19 protein-coding genes are annotated in these 18,338 nt (G+C 40.7%); 3 read left to right on the forward strand and 16 right to left on the reverse strand.

Annotation, left to right across the window (positions count from 1 at the left end; genetic code table 11):
- Positions 1–11: 11 nt before the first annotated feature.
- Positions 12–659 carry a glutamic-type intramembrane protease PrsW gene (prsW, locus tag BLT_RS0112170; RefSeq protein WP_026105096.1) on the reverse strand — a complete coding sequence of 216 codons (648 nt, stop codon included), beginning with the start codon at positions 657–659 and terminating at the stop codon, positions 12–14.
- A gap of 137 nt (positions 660–796) precedes the next feature.
- Here prsW and BLT_RS0112175 point away from each other — a divergent pair, with 137 nt between their 5' ends.
- Positions 797–1,765 (forward strand): asparaginase, encoded by a 969-nt coding sequence (locus tag BLT_RS0112175; protein ID WP_017728073.1) that lies wholly within the window; start codon positions 797–799, stop codon positions 1,763–1,765.
- Positions 1,766–1,788: 23 nt separating this feature from the next.
- On the opposite strand, the gene BLT_RS0112180 is transcribed toward BLT_RS0112175, so the two are convergent.
- From BLT_RS0112180 to BLT_RS0112220, 9 genes are all read right to left on the reverse strand, one after another.
- The gene (locus BLT_RS0112180; RefSeq protein ID WP_017728074.1) at positions 1,789–2,754 is read right to left on the reverse strand and encodes a YpdA family putative bacillithiol disulfide reductase; all 966 of its coding nucleotides are present in this window, start codon (positions 2,752–2,754) and stop codon (positions 1,789–1,791) included.
- 110 nt (positions 2,755–2,864) lie between these two features.
- Positions 2,865–4,127, reverse strand: a complete 1,263-nt coding sequence (locus BLT_RS0112185) for a Glu/Leu/Phe/Val family dehydrogenase (protein ID WP_017728075.1) — start codon at positions 4,125–4,127, stop codon at positions 2,865–2,867.
- A gap of 378 nt (positions 4,128–4,505) precedes the next feature.
- The gene (locus BLT_RS0112190; protein ID WP_017728076.1) at positions 4,506–5,423 is read right to left on the reverse strand and encodes a D-alanine--D-alanine ligase family protein; all 918 of its coding nucleotides are present in this window, start codon (positions 5,421–5,423) and stop codon (positions 4,506–4,508) included.
- A 359-nt stretch (positions 5,424–5,782) separates the two neighbouring features.
- On the reverse strand, positions 5,783–6,376 hold the full coding sequence (locus BLT_RS0112195; protein WP_017728077.1) for a genetic competence negative regulator: 594 nt from the start codon (positions 6,374–6,376) through the stop codon (positions 5,783–5,785).
- Positions 6,377–6,504: 128 nt separating this feature from the next.
- Positions 6,505–7,413, reverse strand: coding sequence for a MerR family transcriptional regulator (locus tag BLT_RS0112200; RefSeq protein ID WP_017728078.1), 909 nt, complete (start codon positions 7,411–7,413; stop codon positions 6,505–6,507).
- A gap of 138 nt (positions 7,414–7,551) precedes the next feature.
- Positions 7,552–8,274 carry a metallophosphoesterase gene (locus BLT_RS0112205; protein WP_081599660.1) on the reverse strand — a complete coding sequence of 241 codons (723 nt, stop codon included), beginning with the start codon at positions 8,272–8,274 and terminating at the stop codon, positions 7,552–7,554.
- 211 nt (positions 8,275–8,485) lie between these two features.
- Positions 8,486–9,433, reverse strand: coding sequence for a hypothetical protein (locus tag BLT_RS0112210; RefSeq protein ID WP_017728080.1), 948 nt, complete (start codon positions 9,431–9,433; stop codon positions 8,486–8,488).
- Positions 9,433–9,960: an RNA polymerase sigma factor gene (locus BLT_RS0112215; RefSeq protein WP_017728081.1), complete on the reverse strand. Its 528-nt coding sequence runs from the start codon at positions 9,958–9,960 to the stop codon at positions 9,433–9,435. Before BLT_RS0112215 ends, BLT_RS0112210 begins: the two co-directional genes overlap by 1 nt.
- A gap of 277 nt (positions 9,961–10,237) precedes the next feature.
- Complete coding sequence (locus BLT_RS0112220) at positions 10,238–11,440, reverse strand: M20 family metallopeptidase (RefSeq protein WP_017728082.1); 1,203 nt, start codon at positions 11,438–11,440, stop codon at positions 10,238–10,240.
- A 615-nt stretch (positions 11,441–12,055) separates the two neighbouring features.
- Between BLT_RS0112220 and BLT_RS0112225 the strand changes: the two genes are divergently transcribed.
- Positions 12,056–12,277 (forward strand): hypothetical protein, encoded by a 222-nt coding sequence (locus BLT_RS0112225; protein WP_017728083.1) that lies wholly within the window; start codon positions 12,056–12,058, stop codon positions 12,275–12,277.
- 69 nt (positions 12,278–12,346) lie between these two features.
- On the opposite strand, the gene BLT_RS0112230 is transcribed toward BLT_RS0112225, so the two are convergent.
- The 5 genes from BLT_RS0112230 to BLT_RS0112250 all read right to left on the reverse strand — a co-directional run bounded on the left by BLT_RS0112230 (position 12,347) and on the right by BLT_RS0112250 (position 16,414).
- A complete protein-coding gene (locus BLT_RS0112230; protein ID WP_017728084.1) occupies positions 12,347–12,784 on the reverse strand; it encodes a DUF2663 family protein in 438 nt (145 codons plus the stop codon).
- 69 nt (positions 12,785–12,853) lie between these two features.
- Positions 12,854–13,105 carry a hypothetical protein gene (locus BLT_RS21855; RefSeq protein WP_017728085.1) on the reverse strand — a complete coding sequence of 84 codons (252 nt, stop codon included), beginning with the start codon at positions 13,103–13,105 and terminating at the stop codon, positions 12,854–12,856.
- Between the two features lie 165 nt (positions 13,106–13,270).
- Complete coding sequence (locus BLT_RS0112240; RefSeq protein WP_017728086.1) at positions 13,271–13,849, reverse strand: CPBP family intramembrane glutamic endopeptidase; 579 nt, start codon at positions 13,847–13,849, stop codon at positions 13,271–13,273.
- Complete coding sequence (locus BLT_RS0112245; RefSeq protein ID WP_026105098.1) at positions 13,846–15,360, reverse strand: RecQ family ATP-dependent DNA helicase; 1,515 nt, start codon at positions 15,358–15,360, stop codon at positions 13,846–13,848. Before BLT_RS0112245 ends, BLT_RS0112240 begins: the two co-directional genes overlap by 4 nt.
- Position 15,361: 1 nt before the next feature.
- Entirely contained in the window at positions 15,362–16,414 is a 1,053-nt protein-coding gene (locus BLT_RS0112250; RefSeq protein WP_017728088.1) for a helix-turn-helix domain-containing protein, read from the reverse strand.
- A 417-nt stretch (positions 16,415–16,831) separates the two neighbouring features.
- Here BLT_RS0112250 and BLT_RS0112255 point away from each other — a divergent pair, with 417 nt between their 5' ends.
- Entirely contained in the window at positions 16,832–17,080 is a 249-nt protein-coding gene (locus BLT_RS0112255) for a ferredoxin (protein ID WP_017728089.1), read from the forward strand.
- Positions 17,081–17,219: 139 nt separating this feature from the next.
- On the opposite strand, the gene BLT_RS0112260 is transcribed toward BLT_RS0112255, so the two are convergent.
- The gene (locus BLT_RS0112260) at positions 17,220–18,293 is read right to left on the reverse strand and encodes a M14 family metallopeptidase (protein ID WP_017728090.1); all 1,074 of its coding nucleotides are present in this window, start codon (positions 18,291–18,293) and stop codon (positions 17,220–17,222) included.
- Positions 18,294–18,338 lie beyond the last annotated feature (45 nt).

Here is an 18,338-nt window from a genome sequence, read left to right on the forward strand (position 1 = left end):
TTCTAGTTCGTCTACCGATCAAATTGATAGGCAAGCTTCACTTTTTTAATAGCAAGCCACCAAAGCATGAACATAAACGGAATCATACCATATAAAAAATATGAATTCATCACGATCAAGATAGAATCATACACTCCGTGAAGAACAACAGGAAAAAGAAGGGAAAAAACGACCCATCTCCGTCTCATCATAGGCTCTAGCTTCCCTCTCCCTAAATAATACCCCATAATAATTCCAAAAATCGCATGGCTTGAGACAGGCAACAGCGCTCTTCCGATTGCAGTCTCCACACCATTTGCAACAAGATACAACACATTTTCCATTGATGCAAAGCCTAATGATAGAGCGACACCAAAAATAATCCCGTCATAATGACGACTAAATTCAATCTGTTTAAAAACAAAAAAATAAAGTAAAAACCATTTAAAAAACTCTTCCACAAATCCATAAAGAATAAACGCTCGGTAAATGGGGCCTTGAAAAAAGCCTTCTGTGGTAAATGCATACTGTAAAACCATAACGGGGAACATCACTAATGCCCCGACTAAAAAGACGCGAAAGACAAGACCGAATGGCGTGGTCCCATATTCATTTTTTATGTAAAAATATGAGAGCATTGCCATCGAGGGAGCAATTGCAGCCGTCACTATTCCAAACACAATGTCCTCAACCTCTCTAATTGTTTGTGGTTCGTGCACGTTAGCTAAGAAACGAGCCAACGTGTGATTAAAGGAACCAGACTGTGCTAAGATAAAAAATGTATGATATACGAAAAAAAGCTGAGGAGTCGAGTCATATGAAAACAATTTTAGTTTTACATACTGGCGGCACCATTGCCATGCGTGAAGATGAGCAAGGTAAGATTGAGCCAAATGCAACAAATCCATTATATTCCACAATTGAATCTCTTTCAACGATTGCAAACGTCGTAGTCGATGACTTCCTGAATCTCCCTTCGCCTCATATGACACCAGCTCTTATGTTTTCGTTGTCCCAGCGTATCAAAGAACAGGTGAGCAAGGAAAACTTTAATGGTGTTGTGATTACCCATGGGACGGACACCCTTGAAGAGACCGCCTATTTATTAGACTTGTTGCTTGATTTGCACGTTCCTGTCGTTGTCACTGGTGCCATGCGTTCAAGCAACGAATTAGGAGCAGATGGGCCACATAACCTTATTGCTTCACTAAAAACAGCCGCATCAGATGAGGCGACTGGAAAAGGTGTCCTCATCGTTTTAAATGACGAAATTCATACAGCAAAAAACGTAACGAAAACCCATACAAGTAATATTGCAACCTTCCAAAGTCCCCAATATGGGCCAATCGGTACAGTAACGAAACGAGGTGTTATCTTCCATCATACACCTGTTCGTCATGAAAGTTATGCGATCACTAAACTCGAAACGAAAGTAGCCCTCTTAAAGGCTTATGCAGGTATGGATTCGACGATAATTGATGCCATTGCTGGAACAGAAATCGATGGACTTGTCATTGAAGCGTTTGGTCAAGGTAACTTACCGCCTGCTGTTGTGCCAGGCTTGCAGCGACTGCTCAATCGAAACATTCCGATCGTCCTCGTATCTCGAAGTGTGAGTGGTATCGTTCAAGACACCTATGCCTACGAAGGCGGTGGTCGAAAATTAAAGGAAATGGGTGTTATTTTTACAAATGGCTTAAATGGGCAAAAGGCGCGGTTGAAATTAATGGTTGCCCTTGAAAAAACGAAAAACCATGCAGAGCTACAAACCATTTTCCTCATGTAAAAAACCCTGAAGACCAGGGTTTTTTACATGCGTTTTGCAATCGCTTCTGCAATGAAGCCTCCATGAAATCGACCATTTTCAATGAAAATCTCATTCGCATCATTCCCGGCAGCAATGACACCTGCAATAAAAATACCTTCAACATTTGTTTCCATCGTCTCTGCTGAGAAAAGGGGCCGCCCTGTCGCTTCATCAATTTCAACCCCCATCTTTTGTAAAAATTGATGGTCAGGATGATACCCAATCATGGCGAACACAAAATCGGCCTTCGCCTTTTTTTCTTGACCATTGACGTCATAAATGACGTGGGTTTGGGTAATTTCTTTCACCTTTGCTTGGAACTCCATGGTGATTTTTTCGTTTTTCACAAGGGACACAAATTCTGGCAAGATCCAAGGCTTTACACTTTCTGAGTAGGTTTCGCCGCGATAAAGCGTCGTCACCCGCGCACCTGCTTTTTCGAGCTCAAGTGTTGCATCCACCGCAGAGTTTTTCCCTCCGATCACGACAACATCTTGATCAAAGTATGGATGCGCCTCCTTGAAATAATGAAAAACATGGGCTTGCTCTTCACCAGGAACACCTAATTTATTTGGCTGGTCATAATAGCCTGTAGCAATAATAACTGCAGAGCATTGATACGTCTCTTTGTTCGTTGCTACAACAAAGGTCCCGTTTTCTGTTTTTTCTACACCTGTTACCCGTTCAAACGCATGGACACGCAGTTTCTTTCTTTTTACGACATCACGGTAATAAACAAGGGCTTGATTTCGCTTTGGCTTCCGCTGCTCTGTAATAAATGGCACACCCCCAATTTCTAGCTTTTCACTTGTGCTAAAAAATGTCTGGTGGGTCGGGTAACGATGGATTGCACTTACTACATTGTCTTTTTCAATCAAAAGGGGATTAATCCCCTTTTCTTTCAATGCAATCGCAGCAGCCAGTCCACAAGGCCCTGCTCCGACGATGATCACTTGCTCTGTTTGCACATTTTCACCTCAATTACCTTTTCGATAAACAAGCACCCTCTATAAAGTAGGATCACTTTATAAAGGGTGCATAAATGGGGAAGATCCCTGCTAGATTCTATTATACGTAATTATACCCAGCCACGGAAGCGAGAAGCCTCGGCCATTTTACGTACACCAATCATATAAGCTGCAAGCCGCATATCGACCTTTCGCCCTTTTGACAGCTTATAAATATTTTCAAATGACTGGACCATAACGGCTTCAAGCTTTCCTTCCACTTCCTCTTCCGTCCAATAGTAGCCTTGGTTGTTCTGCACCCATTCAAAATAGGAAACGGTGACACCTCCAGCACTTGCAAGCACATCAGGCACAAGAAGAACATCTCGCTCCGTTAAAATTTTCGTTGCCCCAATTGTTGTCGGACCATTCGCTGCTTCAACAACAATCGAAGCTTTGATGTTGTGAGCATTTTTTTCAGTTATTTGATTTTCAATGGCGGCTGGAACGAGGATGTCACAATCAAGCTCTAAAAGCTCTTCGTTTGTTATTGTATTTTTAAATAGCTTCGTTACCGTTCCAAAACTGTCACGACGGTCAAGCAAATAGTCAATATCAAGTCCTTCTGGGTCGTAAAGAGCCCCGTACGCATCTGAAATCCCAACCACCTTCGCACCGGCATCATGCATGAACTTTGCTAAAAAACTTCCCGCGTTGCCAAAGCCTTGTATGACAACACGTGCTCCTTGAAGGTCAATTCCCTTTTTCTTCGCTGCTTCACGTATACAAATTGTCACACCTTTTGCAGTAGCAGATTCTCTCCCATGCGAACCTCCTAATACGATCGGCTTCCCTGTAATAAAGCCTGGTGAATCAAACTCACGTATCCGTGAATATTCATCAAGCATCCATGCCATAATTTGAGAATTTGTAAACACATCCGGTGCAGGAATATCTTTCGTTGGTCCAACAATTTGAGAAATCGCACGAACATAGCCTCGACTAAGACGTTCAAGCTCGCGAAAAGACATGTTTCTCGGGTCACAAATAATACCGCCTTTTCCTCCACCATAAGGTAAATCCACAATCCCTGCTTTTAAGCTCATCCAAATTGACAGCGCTTTCACTTCTTTTTCTGTCACGTTTGGATGAAAGCGGACTCCACCTTTTGTAGGACCAACTGCATCATTGTGTTGAGCGCGAAACCCAGTAAAAATTTTTGTTGAACCATCATCCATTCGTACAGGGATTCGAACCGTAAGCATTCGAATGGGCTCCTTCATCAGTTCATACATTTCATTTGGGTATCCTAATTTGTCGAGCGCTTTTTTAATGACCTTTTGCGTGGAAGCGAGCACGTCCAATGTTTCCGCTTGCTTGTCTTTTTCTTCCATTCCTTTCACCTCTAGCCACTATATCTAGCCTATCATCAAATCAACGGATGCAATCAATTGTCATTCTTTACTATTAACTATAATGAAAGCAGCATCTTTTTTCCACCTTTTCAAGGAAAAAATACCTATAAAACTCATTTTTCACTTCGTGATGCTCACATTTCCTCCTTGCTTATCACAAATGTTCGAGAAAAAGAGCGCCTCTTCTTATGCCCTCAATCGAAAGCACATTTATCATGAAAAAGGGGCGGAGCTTCAGTACAAATTGAGGAAACAAAGAAGTACTTTCACTCGCACCACCTTCATTGAAGGTTGCTCAGCGTTACCTTGTGAACTTAATTTCACAACACCTCGGGAAAGCAACCGTACATAGGTCGTTTATTTTTTTAATGATAGTTCAACAAGCTTTTCAATCATTTGCTCATAAGACAAGCCAACTGCTTTTGCTGCATCTGGATAAAGACTCGTTGGTGTCATTCCAGGTAGTGTGTTGACTTCAAGGATAACTGGATCCGCGCCATCCTCCGGAACGATAAAGTCGACGCGAGAGTAGATGTCACAGCCTAAAGCCTGATGAGCACGAACAGCGGCCGATTGAACATAGGCTGTTTGTTTTTCTGATAAGCGGGCAGGAACAATGTGCTCACTCATGCCTGGTGCATATTTCGCTTCATAATCATAAAACTTATTCTTCGGTACAATCTCTACGACTGGTAATGCTTCTTCTTGGCCTTTGTTCCCAATGACAGCAACCGTTACTTCTTTGCCTGAAATGAATTCTTCCAATAGAACCGTATCATCGTATTGAAAAGCTTGCTCAATTCCTTCAAGAAGAACGCTCTCCTCTTCCGCAATGGTTAAGCCAATCGTAGAACCTTCTTGATTTGGTTTTACGACGACTGGATAGGAAAGCGTATGCTCAAATGAAGCTTTATCAAATGTATGCTTGTATAGTATGTGTTCTTTTGCCACACGAATTCCCTCTCTGGCAAAGAATAGTTTTGATTTTGCTTTATCCATTGCTAATGCTGATCCTTGTACACCGGTTCCAACATAAGGAATGTCAAGCATATCGAGAATGGCTTGAACCTTCCCATCTTCTCCTAACCGACCGTGTAGCCCAATATAGACAAGGTCAACGTTTAAATCAAGCAATTCGCGAATACTTGATGGTTGAAAATCAATTCCGATTACCTCATGTCCATTGGCTTTCAAGGCATTCATAATTCCTTTTCCTGATGAAAGAGACACTTCCCGTTCAGCAGATGTCCCTCCATATAGTACAGCTATTTTCATCTTGCATCACTCCTACTTCTCCGACCTATACGACAGTATATTCGTCTTATTCAACGATGGAACTATGTATGAACGTTCCTATTGTAACATACCCACCTTTTGAAATTGCCTGTCTTTTTCCCCATCTTCTGTTTTCAACCGCCAACCTTCATTTTACTTTTACTAAAAATTCATGTCAGTTACCTACAGGCTAGTTAATGTTATTTAAGAGTTATCATGACTGCTTCCTCAAAAATGTATAGGTTCTCTTTTTGTCAGCCCCTACTCTCATTCATGATAAAAAAAGGCACTTTCTAGACATCATCGAATTTATCATTCTTATCCTTAAAAAAACTGATGAAAAACGCTTCATCAGTTTTTTAACGTTTAATAAAGGTTTCAAAAAGACGGTGGATGGCTTGGCTTTCCATTAAACACTTTCCATATTCACCGACTCGATAGGTTGAAATGGTCGATGGATTACCGAACTCTGCAAGCAATGAAATAAATGCTTGCTCTTCTATCTCTTCAAGATCTTCGTCCTCAAACTTAACATAATATTTATTTTCAAAATGATAAAGCACTCCACCCGTTACGCCGAACGGAAAAAGACGGGAAGAGAGAGCAATAACATCCTCAAGCTCTGCGAATTCATAGAAGACTTCATCACTTTCGTCTAACGTTACTTGCATTTCGATGTAGCCTTCTTCAAAGCTGTCTTCATCAAATTCTGTCGTACCTTTCGTAACGATAATAACCATACCTTGAGCAGGAAGGGCAAACACTTCGACTGCAATGGGACCATCTGCTTTAAATCCAAGTTCATCATCTGCTTCAAGCATCATATCTCGAAACAAGTCATGCACTTTCGGAATGTCCTGCCAAAGGTCCTCTTTCGTGATGCCACGCTCTTGCAGGTCATCAAACGTCAAAAACACCTTTATTTTATTAATGTTCAAACGCTCTAAACGCATTTATGACCCTCCTCATGACGGATCCTGCCCTACTGTCCACAGTGACCGGGTCCCGATTGAAGTTTTACTATACAATATGTGAGAATCGAAAAGAAGGTTCGAAAATCAGCAAGTGTAGATGAACCTAATCATATATGAAGATGATTCATTAACCAGCGTTCCCATTCTTGTTTCGTTTTCCCAATCAATACGGACTTGTATCTCTCTTTCTGTTCCTTCGTTAATTTATCAAAAGCAAAGCCTCCCGCTCCAACCAATAAACAAGGAAACTTTACTTGAAGCTGCTCAATGAGAGAGAGCGTTGCTTGCAAATTTTGTTGCATTGTACAAGATGTGAAAAACAATTTGGCATTCACTTCTCGAATGACAAGTTCAACATTATCCTCGGGAATCCCTGCCCCAAAGTAAATCACTTCAAATCCTTTTCTACGTAAAAATAAATTGAAGATGAGTAATCCAAGCTCATGGGTTTCATTTGGTCCACATACTGCCACAACCTTTGGCAAAAACCCATCAATTGGCATCCCGTGAAAAATGTTTCCGATTTTTGTTCGTAAAAAAGCTGTGACAAAGTGCTCGTGAGCGACAGTAATTTCGTTGTTCTCCCACATTGTACCGACACGAACGAGCAATGTCCCCAAAATGTCAATGGTCACTTTGTCAATGCTAAATAAACTAAATGCTTGATTTAATAATTGGTGTGCTTTTGCTTCTTGAAAAGAGAGCAACGCTTGCAAAATATCCTCTGCCAACTGTTCAGAGTAATCATCATACCTGGCTGTTTCTTGCTCTTCTACTGTAATATTCCCTTTTTCCAATAAGTCAACCGCTTGTCCAATTGTAAAGCCTTTGTTCACTTTATCGATCAGCCAGCGTAAAATCGCAACATGCTCATCGGAATATAATCGATGACCCGCTTGATTTCGAATCGGTTCAAAGATCTGATAGCGCCGCTCCCAAGCTCGTAAGGTTCCTGGCTGGATTCCTAGCATTGTTGAAATGGCTTTTATATTATATTTGCCTTCATTTTGAGACATGTGTTTTCCCCCATATCATGTCTTGACTTTTGCATGAAATACACAAGCGCTTACCCTTTTTTAAAAGGATTTAGCTTCCTTTTCTATAAAGTAGTATAACGAAGAATGCACCTTGTGTAAACTTTGTACAACTTGATGTCAAGGCTTTGTATGGGTCTTTGTTCTTAAACAGATTAAATGAGTTTCAGCAGGCGCACCAAGTCGCAAAGGCACACTTGTAGTGCCGTAGCCATTACTGATTAAATGTACCCGAGAATTTTCGAAATGAATCGCTCCTTTTTTTTCAAGCCCCCACCCCAATATCCGAATTTGGCCACCATGGGTATGACCACTTAATATTAAGTGTATCGGTATATTTGATGTAAGCTTTTTTGTAATCAATGGATTATGACTAATGAGAATATGAAATCCATCGGGGCACTCAGTCATTGCCTCCTCGATATTATCACGTTTTTGACCGATATCATCCACTCCTATTAGGACGAGTTTATCCTCATTCTGCTCAAAAACAGCGAGACTATTTGCCAAAACATGAATTTGATTCTCAAGGAGAAGAGCATCTAGCTTTTTTACATCCCCTTCATAGTCATTATTCCCCCACACAAAATAAGTTGGAGCAATACTCCTCAGCAAACGGAGATTATTTTCCACCCTTGATAACGGTACACCCTTCTCTAACAAATCACCACCGATAATGATCACATCCACATTCCCTTTGATTTCCTCTATAATCGAAAGGGAAATTTGGCGACGGTGGATATCAGAAATAAAAAAGAGCCTTACCCCATCAAAGGAGGAGGGAAGACTGTCAAAATAGAGAGTGTGTGTTTTCACACGATTCCGTTTTGCCTCAAAATACATGTAGACAAACAGACTGAAAAGTCCAGCCCCAATGAATCCAAGATAAACCAATTGTCTCCCTCCTTCACAATTCTCGCGTTAACAAACCGACATCCATTATACCATAAAAGCGCCAAAGTAACCGACCAGGAGCAGGAGACAACAATCATCCAATTTATAGCCTACTATCCATCGACCTACAAGCTTAAGTTTGTTCGATAACCAAAACCCATTAATAAAGCCAGCGGAACTGACTTGCGATATAGCGAAAATGATTTTCATACGCCTCATTCAATTCAATTTGGTCCACATTATCTTTGCTAACTTTATGGGTTGTAAAAAAGTAAAGCTCTTCACCAAACTCTACTGCGGCAACATGTGTATCATAGCCGTCCTTTTGAAAAGCAAACTCAGTAATGACTTGTGCAGGTATTCGTTCAATCATATAGCTATTTGCGGAAATTTCAGCATACCCGCCGTTCACATAATGTTGGCGTATCGCTTCAATTTCTTCATTTACAGCTTGATTGTTAGAAACAAGGGCGATTTCAAACACAGATGGTTCAATTGGACCATTGCTAAAATTCATATAAATTTCATAGCCGGTCATTTCTTCATCTGTAACACGCTCTACATCAAATCGTGAATCGTAATACGTATAAAAGCTGAGCTTATCATCTTGCAAAGGAGAAACATTTAACTCCCCTTCTGTACCTTCTAACAAAAATTGTGCCGCCTCTTCATCAGGGGGCTCGATCGCTGAAGCACCTACCATTGCCTCCTCAGATGTATCCTCTGCTACCGCTCCATCGGGTGTTTCTTCGCCTACATCTTCTTTTTGATTTCCCTGTAATTCAGCTAAATCCCCTTGCTCCATTTCAGTAGAGAAAAGCTCAGCTGCTTCGTCTATAGCCGTTGATTCATTGACGGTTGAGCGATCATTCGCCTCCAAACTCGTCTCGTTTTGACTCCCGATTTGGTTCATAACAAGCACAGAACCAATTCCAATTGTGAGGATGATCATGGCTGCGACTTGCCATTGTCGAAAAAAAATAAACCAGTTCCGTTTCTTCTGCTTTTTAATTCCAGCCATAATTTTAGTAGGGGAGGATTGTGTTGGCATTTTATCGTAATCGTTCTTTAGCTGCTCCATCAATTTGTCAAATTGATTATCGCTCATCATTTTTCACCTACTTTTTCATACTGTAGCTTTAATTGTTGTTTTGCACGTAGCATCCGTGTTTTGATTGCCCCTTCTGATACATTCATTATCTTCGCAATTTCTTGATAGCTAAGTGCATGAAAATAATGTAGAACAATCGGAATTTTATATTTTTCATCAAGCTGTTGAATCATCTCATGAAGTGCTCGCGTCACCTCATCAAAATGATCCTCAACATACATTTGTTCAGGTGCTTGACGTTGTAGTTCAATCGTTTTACGCTTCATCCGTTGTTCTTTTCGGTAAAAATCCCGAACAACATTTAATGTAATGGAATATAGCCACGTGGTGAATTTTCCACGGTCATGCTTATGCAAAAAGCGATACACTTTTAAAAAGACCTCCTGGGTCACATCTTCCACATGAGCAGATGAGACGCCTAATTGATAGGCAAATTTTTCGACTGTCTTCAGATGGCGCTCAATCAGTTGATGGAACGCATCATCCTCCCCCTTTTTTGCACGATTTAACAATTGTTCTTCCATCGTGGTTAACCTCCGATTTTAGTGTACACCGTCCTATGTCTACTCTATTTAACGTCCACTTTCCCTGCAAGGTTACAAGAATTTTTTCAGTTACAATTCCATTTAAAAAACGAGGACAACTCATTAAAACATCTATTCTCTCAGCTAATGAGTCGCATGCTTTGGTTTTCATGCTGGCATTATCTAAGTGAACAGATTCATTGTTTATTGAGTCAGCCTCGTCATCTATTCTTCCTTTTTTAATTCGGCAATTCCCTATCAATCACAGTGAATCTCGCTATCCCCGCGTGCTTTTGACAAGGTCTGTCGAATGTTCCGTTAAATAATCAAGCGTTGCCGTTAGAAGGACTTTAGCAGCAACAAGCATGGCCCGTTCGTCAAAGTTGAATTTAGGGTGATGATGAGGATATACAATTCCCTCTTCAATATTTCCAGCACCTGTAAAGAAGAAGCTACCAGGAACCTGTCGTAAATAATAGGCAAAATCTTCTCCTCCCATATTTGGAGCCATCTCATAGACGGTCGAAGTCACCTGTTTAGCAGCCTTCATTACCCGTTTTGTTTCAGTCGCCTCATTAATGACTGCAGGATACCCTTTTTTGTATGAGAAGTCGTACCCAGCGCCCATTCCTTCACAAACCCCTTTAATGGTTTGTTCCATTTTCTCAATGATCATCTCTTGAACAGCTTCGTCAAAGGTTCGTACTGTACCAATAAGCGTCGCTTTGTCTGCAATCACATTAAATGGTCCACCAGCCTGAAACGCCCCCACACTTAAGACTGCTGAGTGAAGAGGGTCCACATTTCGACTAACAATATGCTGAAGATTTTGCACAACGGCTGCACCTACTGCGATCGCATCGACTGTCTCATGAGGAGAGGCGCCATGCCCACCTTTTCCTTGAATAGTTACTTCAAACTTATCGGTTGCGGCCATAATTGCTCCTGTGCGATAGCCAATTTCTCCATATGGCATCGTTGACCATAAATGTGTCCCATATATCACATCGACGCCTTCTAAACAACCGTTGTTGATCATTTCAATGGCGCCACCTGGTGCTAATTCTTCTGCAAATTGATGAATGAATACAACCGTCCCTGGCAAGTTTTCTTGCTCTTGCATTAGTACTTTTGCCACAAGTAAAAGTGTTGCGGTATGACCATCGTGCCCACAGGCATGCATAACCCCAGGAACCGTTGATTCATAGTCAACACCCGTTTCTTCCTGAATAGGCAACGCATCAAAGTCTGCACGAAGGGCAACCGTAGGACCTGGCTTACCACCTTTTATGTAGCCAACAACACCTCTGCCGCCAACGTTTCGTTTCACTTCAACGCCAAGCCTTTCTAGATAATCGGCAATGAATGCAGGGGTCTTTTCCTCTTCAAAAGACAGCTCAGGGTGTTGATGTAAAAATCTCCGCACTTCTACCATTTCTGGATAGAACGAGGTTAATTTCTCTTTTAATAGCTCAAGCACGAACATCCCTCCACTTTTGATCCATCTACTATCTCTAGAATGATTGTACCTTTCTACCAGAAAAAAGAAAACCGTGAAAACATCTCATCACCCTCTTTATCAAAGTGCAGTGTACCAAGCCATATATGACACGGTTCATAAAACATTAAAAAAGCTGATACCCGATTGGATACCAGCTTGGTCACAATTTTAAAAATACAGCTACTTACTCTGAGAGGTCTGAGAACTTATAAAAACCGTATGCCATCGTAATGGCTAAAATCATTGCCATGAAACCGAATCCTAACACAGCCGTCAGTTGTACCAATGTCATGATTCACTCCACTCCCCATCCAAAAATACTTTGTGCTTCGTTTTTCTTTTAACTTATAAAAATAATAACATATGGTTTTTGTCTAATTCAGTGCTAAATGTGTCAATTCTCGTAACAGTTTTTTATTTTTTTAGACTTGTTTTGCATCTCTTGTTTTCTTTACAGAATGACATAATGAACATGATTCATCGTAATAATCCAAACAAAAGATTTGAAAATTCAGTAAAATTAAACTATACTATATGTAATGAAATCGCTTTCAATTATCAACAGAGATCTTACAAACTAAAGGAGTGACTGTTGTGGTTTTAACGAAGCTTACAGATAAATCGCTCGTCACGAATCAGGATTTGGAATTCAACCATCGTATCGGTTTGCCGATTGAAGTCTATTGCTCTAAGCGCGTAGAAACTCTTGCATTCGGTCGAATTGAGTCATACAATGACCAATCCATAATTATTAATGGTCAATCGTTTAGTCGTCAATGTCATCTTTTTTTCGGGCATCCTTTTTTAACTTCCTAGCCTGGTTCGAAAATTCCAACCGAAAAAAGAAGGGTTGTCTATCTTTGTTCGATAGGACACCCTTCTTTTTTATTTAAAAAATAAATTAATACCATAGTCTTTATTCATCTTATCATACACTTGTTTTCGGTTATTCCACTGCTCTTCCGTATACCATAATTCCGTTGAACGTTCGATTAACTCTTCACGGAGAGCGTCAAATTCCTTTTCTGCTTTCTCACTTTTCAAGTAATAATATTTCACTTGAAAAAAAGCAAAGGCAACCGCTAATGAAAGAAAGATGAAGCTACTATCCCCGCCGATTAATTGGAGCACGGATGAAGGCTGCCTCGATGCATAGAAATAAAAGAAGTAACAAACAACAATAGCAATGAGACTAAGTCCAGTAAACGCCCATCGGCTCTTTAATTTGTCGTAATTGTCCCACTTTTTCTTTCTCGTTATCAGCTCCTCTAGCATCACGATTGCCACCTCTGATGCTTCATTTTGCTTAAATGTCCAAAGCAAGAGCAACCTCCCCCCTATTTTCCGGTTATTCTACCTATATGAAAGTGAGAGCTGGTTTAGTACGTATGCTTAAGACGAAAAGAACCGATCGATCCAGTACGGTGAGCTTAAGGCAACAATAACCAAAAGGATAAAAAGCAATAATAAAAAACGAACGAGCGGAAACTTTAGCTTCCATTTCATTTTATTTCTTCGGTTTCGGTGTACTTCAATCCGAGAAGGTAGCTTTTCAGTCGCTTCCTCATTTGTTGATCTTGATCGTCTGTTTTGTACTTGTTCGCGTAAATTTTCTGCTTGATCCCGTTTATATCTTGAAGTCATCATAAATCCCCCTTTTTATTTATAATAAAGGTGAATGAATTTTTCTATCGGTTGATGGAAAAAGGGCGGAGCTTAAGAGCAGGTTGAAGATACAATGCTGCTTTATATCATGTTATACGATGGATGTTAACGACTTGTTTCATATATTTAAGGCAGAGGCAGCACTTATGCATGTTTCGGTTTTTGCCGAATAACAAGCCCTAAAATGCAATCGATTAGAAAATGGGCAAAAATCGTAACGAGCAAATTTCCTGTTACTAGAAACAGCCAGCCTAATAAAAAACTTATGAGCAAGACACTTAAAAATAAAACGGGTTTTTGCAAATAGCGAAAATGGATCAAAGCAAAAATCGCACTTGCAGCAAAAAGGCCAAACTGTGTTTGCAGCACACCGCGAAACAGTGTTTCCTCAGCAACTGCGACAACAAATGCGAGAAAGAAGATGTGCGGAACAGAACGATTTCGAAAAACTCGTTCATTTATCCCTCCATCATCCATCCAAGCTTTTGGTAAAGTACGATATAAAATGAAATCAATCAGAAGAACAAAAAGTGCTGCTCCACCGCCAAAGAGGAAGATTTGTTGAACGTCCCAGTGAAAATAAGCCCAAAAATCTACCCAACGCTCAAACAAAAAGAAACCTAAAACGACTGCAATAACAAACATGATTGCCTGTGATAAATAAAGATTTAAAAGAATTTCTTTGTCCGTCATCTGTTCAATCAATCGTTGTTGCCTTGTCATGAAGCTCCCCCCTCTGACTGATGAAACAGTTGAGCTAATATGGTTTTCCAATCTGATTTTTTTTCTTCTCCCTCTTCTTTTCGTTTCTGATAGCTTTGATATGTAACCCCACAGTTATCACAACAATGAGGAGGCCGAGATTGTAATGCTTCAGAAAAATGGGCTAGAAGCTTTTCTCTTCTACAGCTGTAAGAATGAATCCATCGTTCAAACTCGGTCAATTGTTGTTGTTTTTCCGCTCTACGCTGAGATACATGGTTCCTTAATTCAGCCTTAATGGCATCGGCTGAAAACCGTCGAACCTCCGTCCCCTTCATAATGCCACGCTCTTCTAAAAGGTACTTTAATTGTCTCCAGGACGTTTCCGAACCACCAGAAATGATCCGAATCTGTTCTTCTTGCTCTTTCGTCAAGCGGCTTACATTCATGACCGCCTGAATGTAAGCATCAATTTCTTGTTCGGACGGCAATTCTAAGTCCAAAAGAGAACGGGGGATTCCTTTGTCTTCTTGGCTGTAGAGTAAGATGGCAATGCTCTTTCGTCCATCTCGTCCTGCCCGGCCAATTTCTTGCACATATGAGGCAAGCTGTGTCGGGTAATGAAAATGAATCACAAAACGAACATCCGGTTTATGAATACCCATACCGAAGGCGCTTGTACAGCAAATGACAGATAATTGCCCTTCCATAAATTGCTGCTGGATCAAAATCCGGTCTTCATTACTCATTCCTCCATGGTAATGACTCACCTTATCAATCCCCGCTTCACGTAAGGCGTAACTGATTTTCTCTGTCCATTGACGGCTTGAAAAATAAATAATTCCTGGGCCTTTTAAGTTCTTTACGAAGGTAATGAGCGCCTGCAGCTTCTCCTTTGTCGAATGATACCGCTCAACCATCATCGCAATATTTGGTCGATCGACGCTATAGACAATGTTTGTTGCCTCATGTAAACGAAGACGTCTTTTTATATCGTCTTGAACGTCTTTCGTCGCTGTCGCCGTAATTGCTAGGCACGGCGGCGTTCCAAGCTGCTTACGCACATCAGCAAGCCGTAAGTAATCTGGTCTAAATTCCTGCCCCCATTGGGAAATGCAATGGGCCTCATCAATGACAAAGTAGGACACCTTTTGACTGCGCAAAAGAGTGAGAACGGATGGTTGCTGCAGCATTTCAGGTGAAACATACATTAACTTAAAATGATGAATGCTGGCCATCACTTCTTTTCGTTTCTGTTCCGTTAAAAAGCTATTAAGAGCTGCAACTTGCTTGATTCCTTTACTTTTCAGCTGTTGAACTTGATCCTCCATTAATGAGAGAAGCGGTGAAACAACAATCGTGATACCTTCCGCCAAAAGTGCAGGGAGCTGATAGCATATCGACTTTCCCGTTCCTGTTGGAAGCATCGAAAAAACATCCTGCTGCTTGAGAAGTGCTTCAATTACTTCTTTTTGCCCCTCTCGAAAATCCGTAAAACCAAACCATTTTTTTAATGCTTGTTCGAGCATCATCTTATTCTCCCAACTTTGCTAGCATCAATCGAATCATAAAATAACTGGTCTCTTGGTTTAGCTCCTCTTTAATGACACGGAGCCGTTTTGTCTGCTTCGTTTGAACGATTCGTTTAATGTCCTCTTGAATCGATTCAGGAACAAAATCCCGAAGTGGAAAGGTAGGGATTTGTAAAGAGAATTCAACGAAATGATCTTCCACTGTGCTTATTTTTAATTTTCTTATACTAGCTATTTGTTCTAGGGAATACCCAGCTTGATAAAGCTTATACGTTTTTTCAGCAGATGCTGTAAGTGACTGTGATTCGTGTAAATCGCTGATAAATAAATGGAGCAGCGGAAACTGTTTCTTCTCACCTCTAACTGTTCGAACAATTCGTTGGATCAGTAATTGATGAAGCACATCTGCTTCGATGACCGTAATCTTAAGAATTGCAGCCACCTGCTCAAGCGTTAATCCATACCGCTTGTATCCACTTAATTGTTGCACAAAAATTTCCGCCTCTTGAGCTGGCACTCCCTCCAGTAATGCTGTCAGTTCATGATAAAGCTTGTCCAAACGTAATTGACGGTCTTCAATGCTGGTAGGAAGATGTTGTTTTACCCATCGATGAACCCTTCGATCAAGCGTGACAGGATAAAACTCATTTTCACCTGCAGCAAGATGAGAGAGCGCTTGAACATAAAGAGTGAGTCGAAGCCAAAAAGGCTTAACAAGCCCTTTTAAATTCCAGCCATCTGCCTTTTTAATTGATGGATACTTTTGCAAAAATTCACGGCTTTTCTCTCTTCCTGCTTTTGTGACAGACGCATAGTTTTCATTTTGTAAGACGAGGCATCCAGATCGCTCAAGTTGTTTTACCGTTGAAGTGAAGCTGTCCCTCGTTAAAGCAGACAACAATCCGAAAAAGCCTGATAGGTGGAAGAGATGTCCATCCTGAATCGTTTGAGCGGAACGCTTTCCCTGAAGCAAATGATAAGCCCCATAAATGGTTCGTTCTTCACCAAACGCTTCAAGCGTCGTCAAAATCAATCCTTCCGTCAACTCATTCAAAGACGTCACCCTCCCATCCTTTCTCCTATAAAATATTGTAGCAAAATAGCGAGAAAAATGGGTTTATTTACGCTTAAGTCGGGAAGAGTTAATCATAGCGAGCCGAGATGATTGCAAATTCATTGGCTTTATCGATACGTGCTAAAAAAGGAATGCGAGCAAAAAAAGAGTTTTACTCTAGCTAAAATCTTATAATCCAGTATGAGAGATAAGCATTAATGTTGAAGGTTCACTGTTTTTCTGTATATTCTTGAAACTTGACTGATTTCGTTGTTGAAAAGTTAGACAATCACCGATACAATAGACAATAGCTACGAACGAATTCCTTACACAAAAGCTCCGGGAACATACTGTTCTTATCATACATATGTTTTGTATAAGGAAGCATATATTCATATTAAATTAGGAGGGTTTCACTTGGCACAATATACAATTGTTGACAAAGACACATGTATCGCATGTGGTGCATGTGGTGCTGCAGCACCTGATATTTACGACTACGATGATGAAGGAATTGCTTTCGTTACCCTTGACGATAACCAAGGTATCGTTGAAATTCCAGAGGTTTTAATTGAAGACATGATTGATGCGCAAGAAGGCTGTCCAACGGATTCGATCAAGGTAGCAGACGAACCGTTTGATGGTGACCCATTAAAATTCGAGTAGTTCAAGAAATGCTGCAGGCGCTTAGCGGCACCTGTAGCTAGACAGCTTGGAACTTTAATACTTTCTTATTCATTTAAAAAAGATGGTGAAAGCACCATCTTTTTTTCTTTTATCAGGCCTACTAAAAAGCCGTAATTTTTTACGGTCTGTTCTTTTCATCCCATAATGTTAGACCTTCAAGGGCTAACATCACATTATTTGACCAAATTTCTGAAAAAGCCTTGAACGGGAGAGGATTTATTCCAACACCTACCTCAATTGTAAAGCCTGGTCGCCCTGTTTCTTGGATAAACCAATCTTTGTAACCACCATCGCTGTCAGCTGTGCGAATCGGGCTGTATGAGCTCACAAGGGATAATCTTGTCACCATCTCTTCACTCTCAAGGGGCTCTAAATTCCTGTACCCCCAGTAAATCACCTGTCCCTGTGAATGGAAAGCAAGAACATAAGCAAAATTGTACCAAAGAGTGTACTCATAAACCGCACGTGCTTCAGGCTCCGTCAATGGGGCAGATCCACTATAATGACGAGACCATGGCTGCTGAGGACTTTCTTTTGCTTCCTCCTCCCATCCAGCTGGCCATTGATGATTCAAATCGACCCCACGTATATTACTGGACCAATGATCAAATTGTTGACTACCCTTATTAATCGATAAAACCTCATTGTAAAAAGGATGAGACGGATAAATTCCTTGCTGGACGAGCTCCACCCCGTCAGGATTAACAAGAGGAACCACATGGAGAGTTACTTTACGCAGCCATGTGTTAACGTCATACCCAAAAAGTTTCTCATTTTTAGACCTCACATTTGCAAGTTTACATAAAAATGTTATGAGAAACTTTGTTGTTAACCATTCATTGGCATGCCAGCCACCAGAATAGAAAATCGAAACAGGTCCACTCCCGAGCTTAAATGCATAAATCGGTTTTTTCATAACAGAATACCCAATAATCGACTGCTTAACCCCTCTCTTCTCCAACTCAGGAAGATCCTTTTCTAAATCAGACGGTCCATATTCACACACACATTCGTATGGATTCTTTTCATAAGTAAATTTCTGATTCGTTGGGATCGTGATTGTCATTCCTGGTTGAACATACGCCTTTTCATTTTTAAGAAATGAATTTGCCTTGACAAGATCGATCGGGCGTACGTGATGGGCAACGGCAATTTTTGCAATCGTGTCTCCACGATTTACTTGATAGTTCATGCTATCGACTCCCCCTCTCACTTTAATGTATGAGAAATTTTTAAA

Source organism: Halalkalibacterium ligniniphilum (genome assembly GCF_000334155.1).
Classification (GTDB): Bacteria; Bacillota; Bacilli; order Bacillales; family Bacillaceae_D; genus Halalkalibacterium; species Halalkalibacterium ligniniphilum.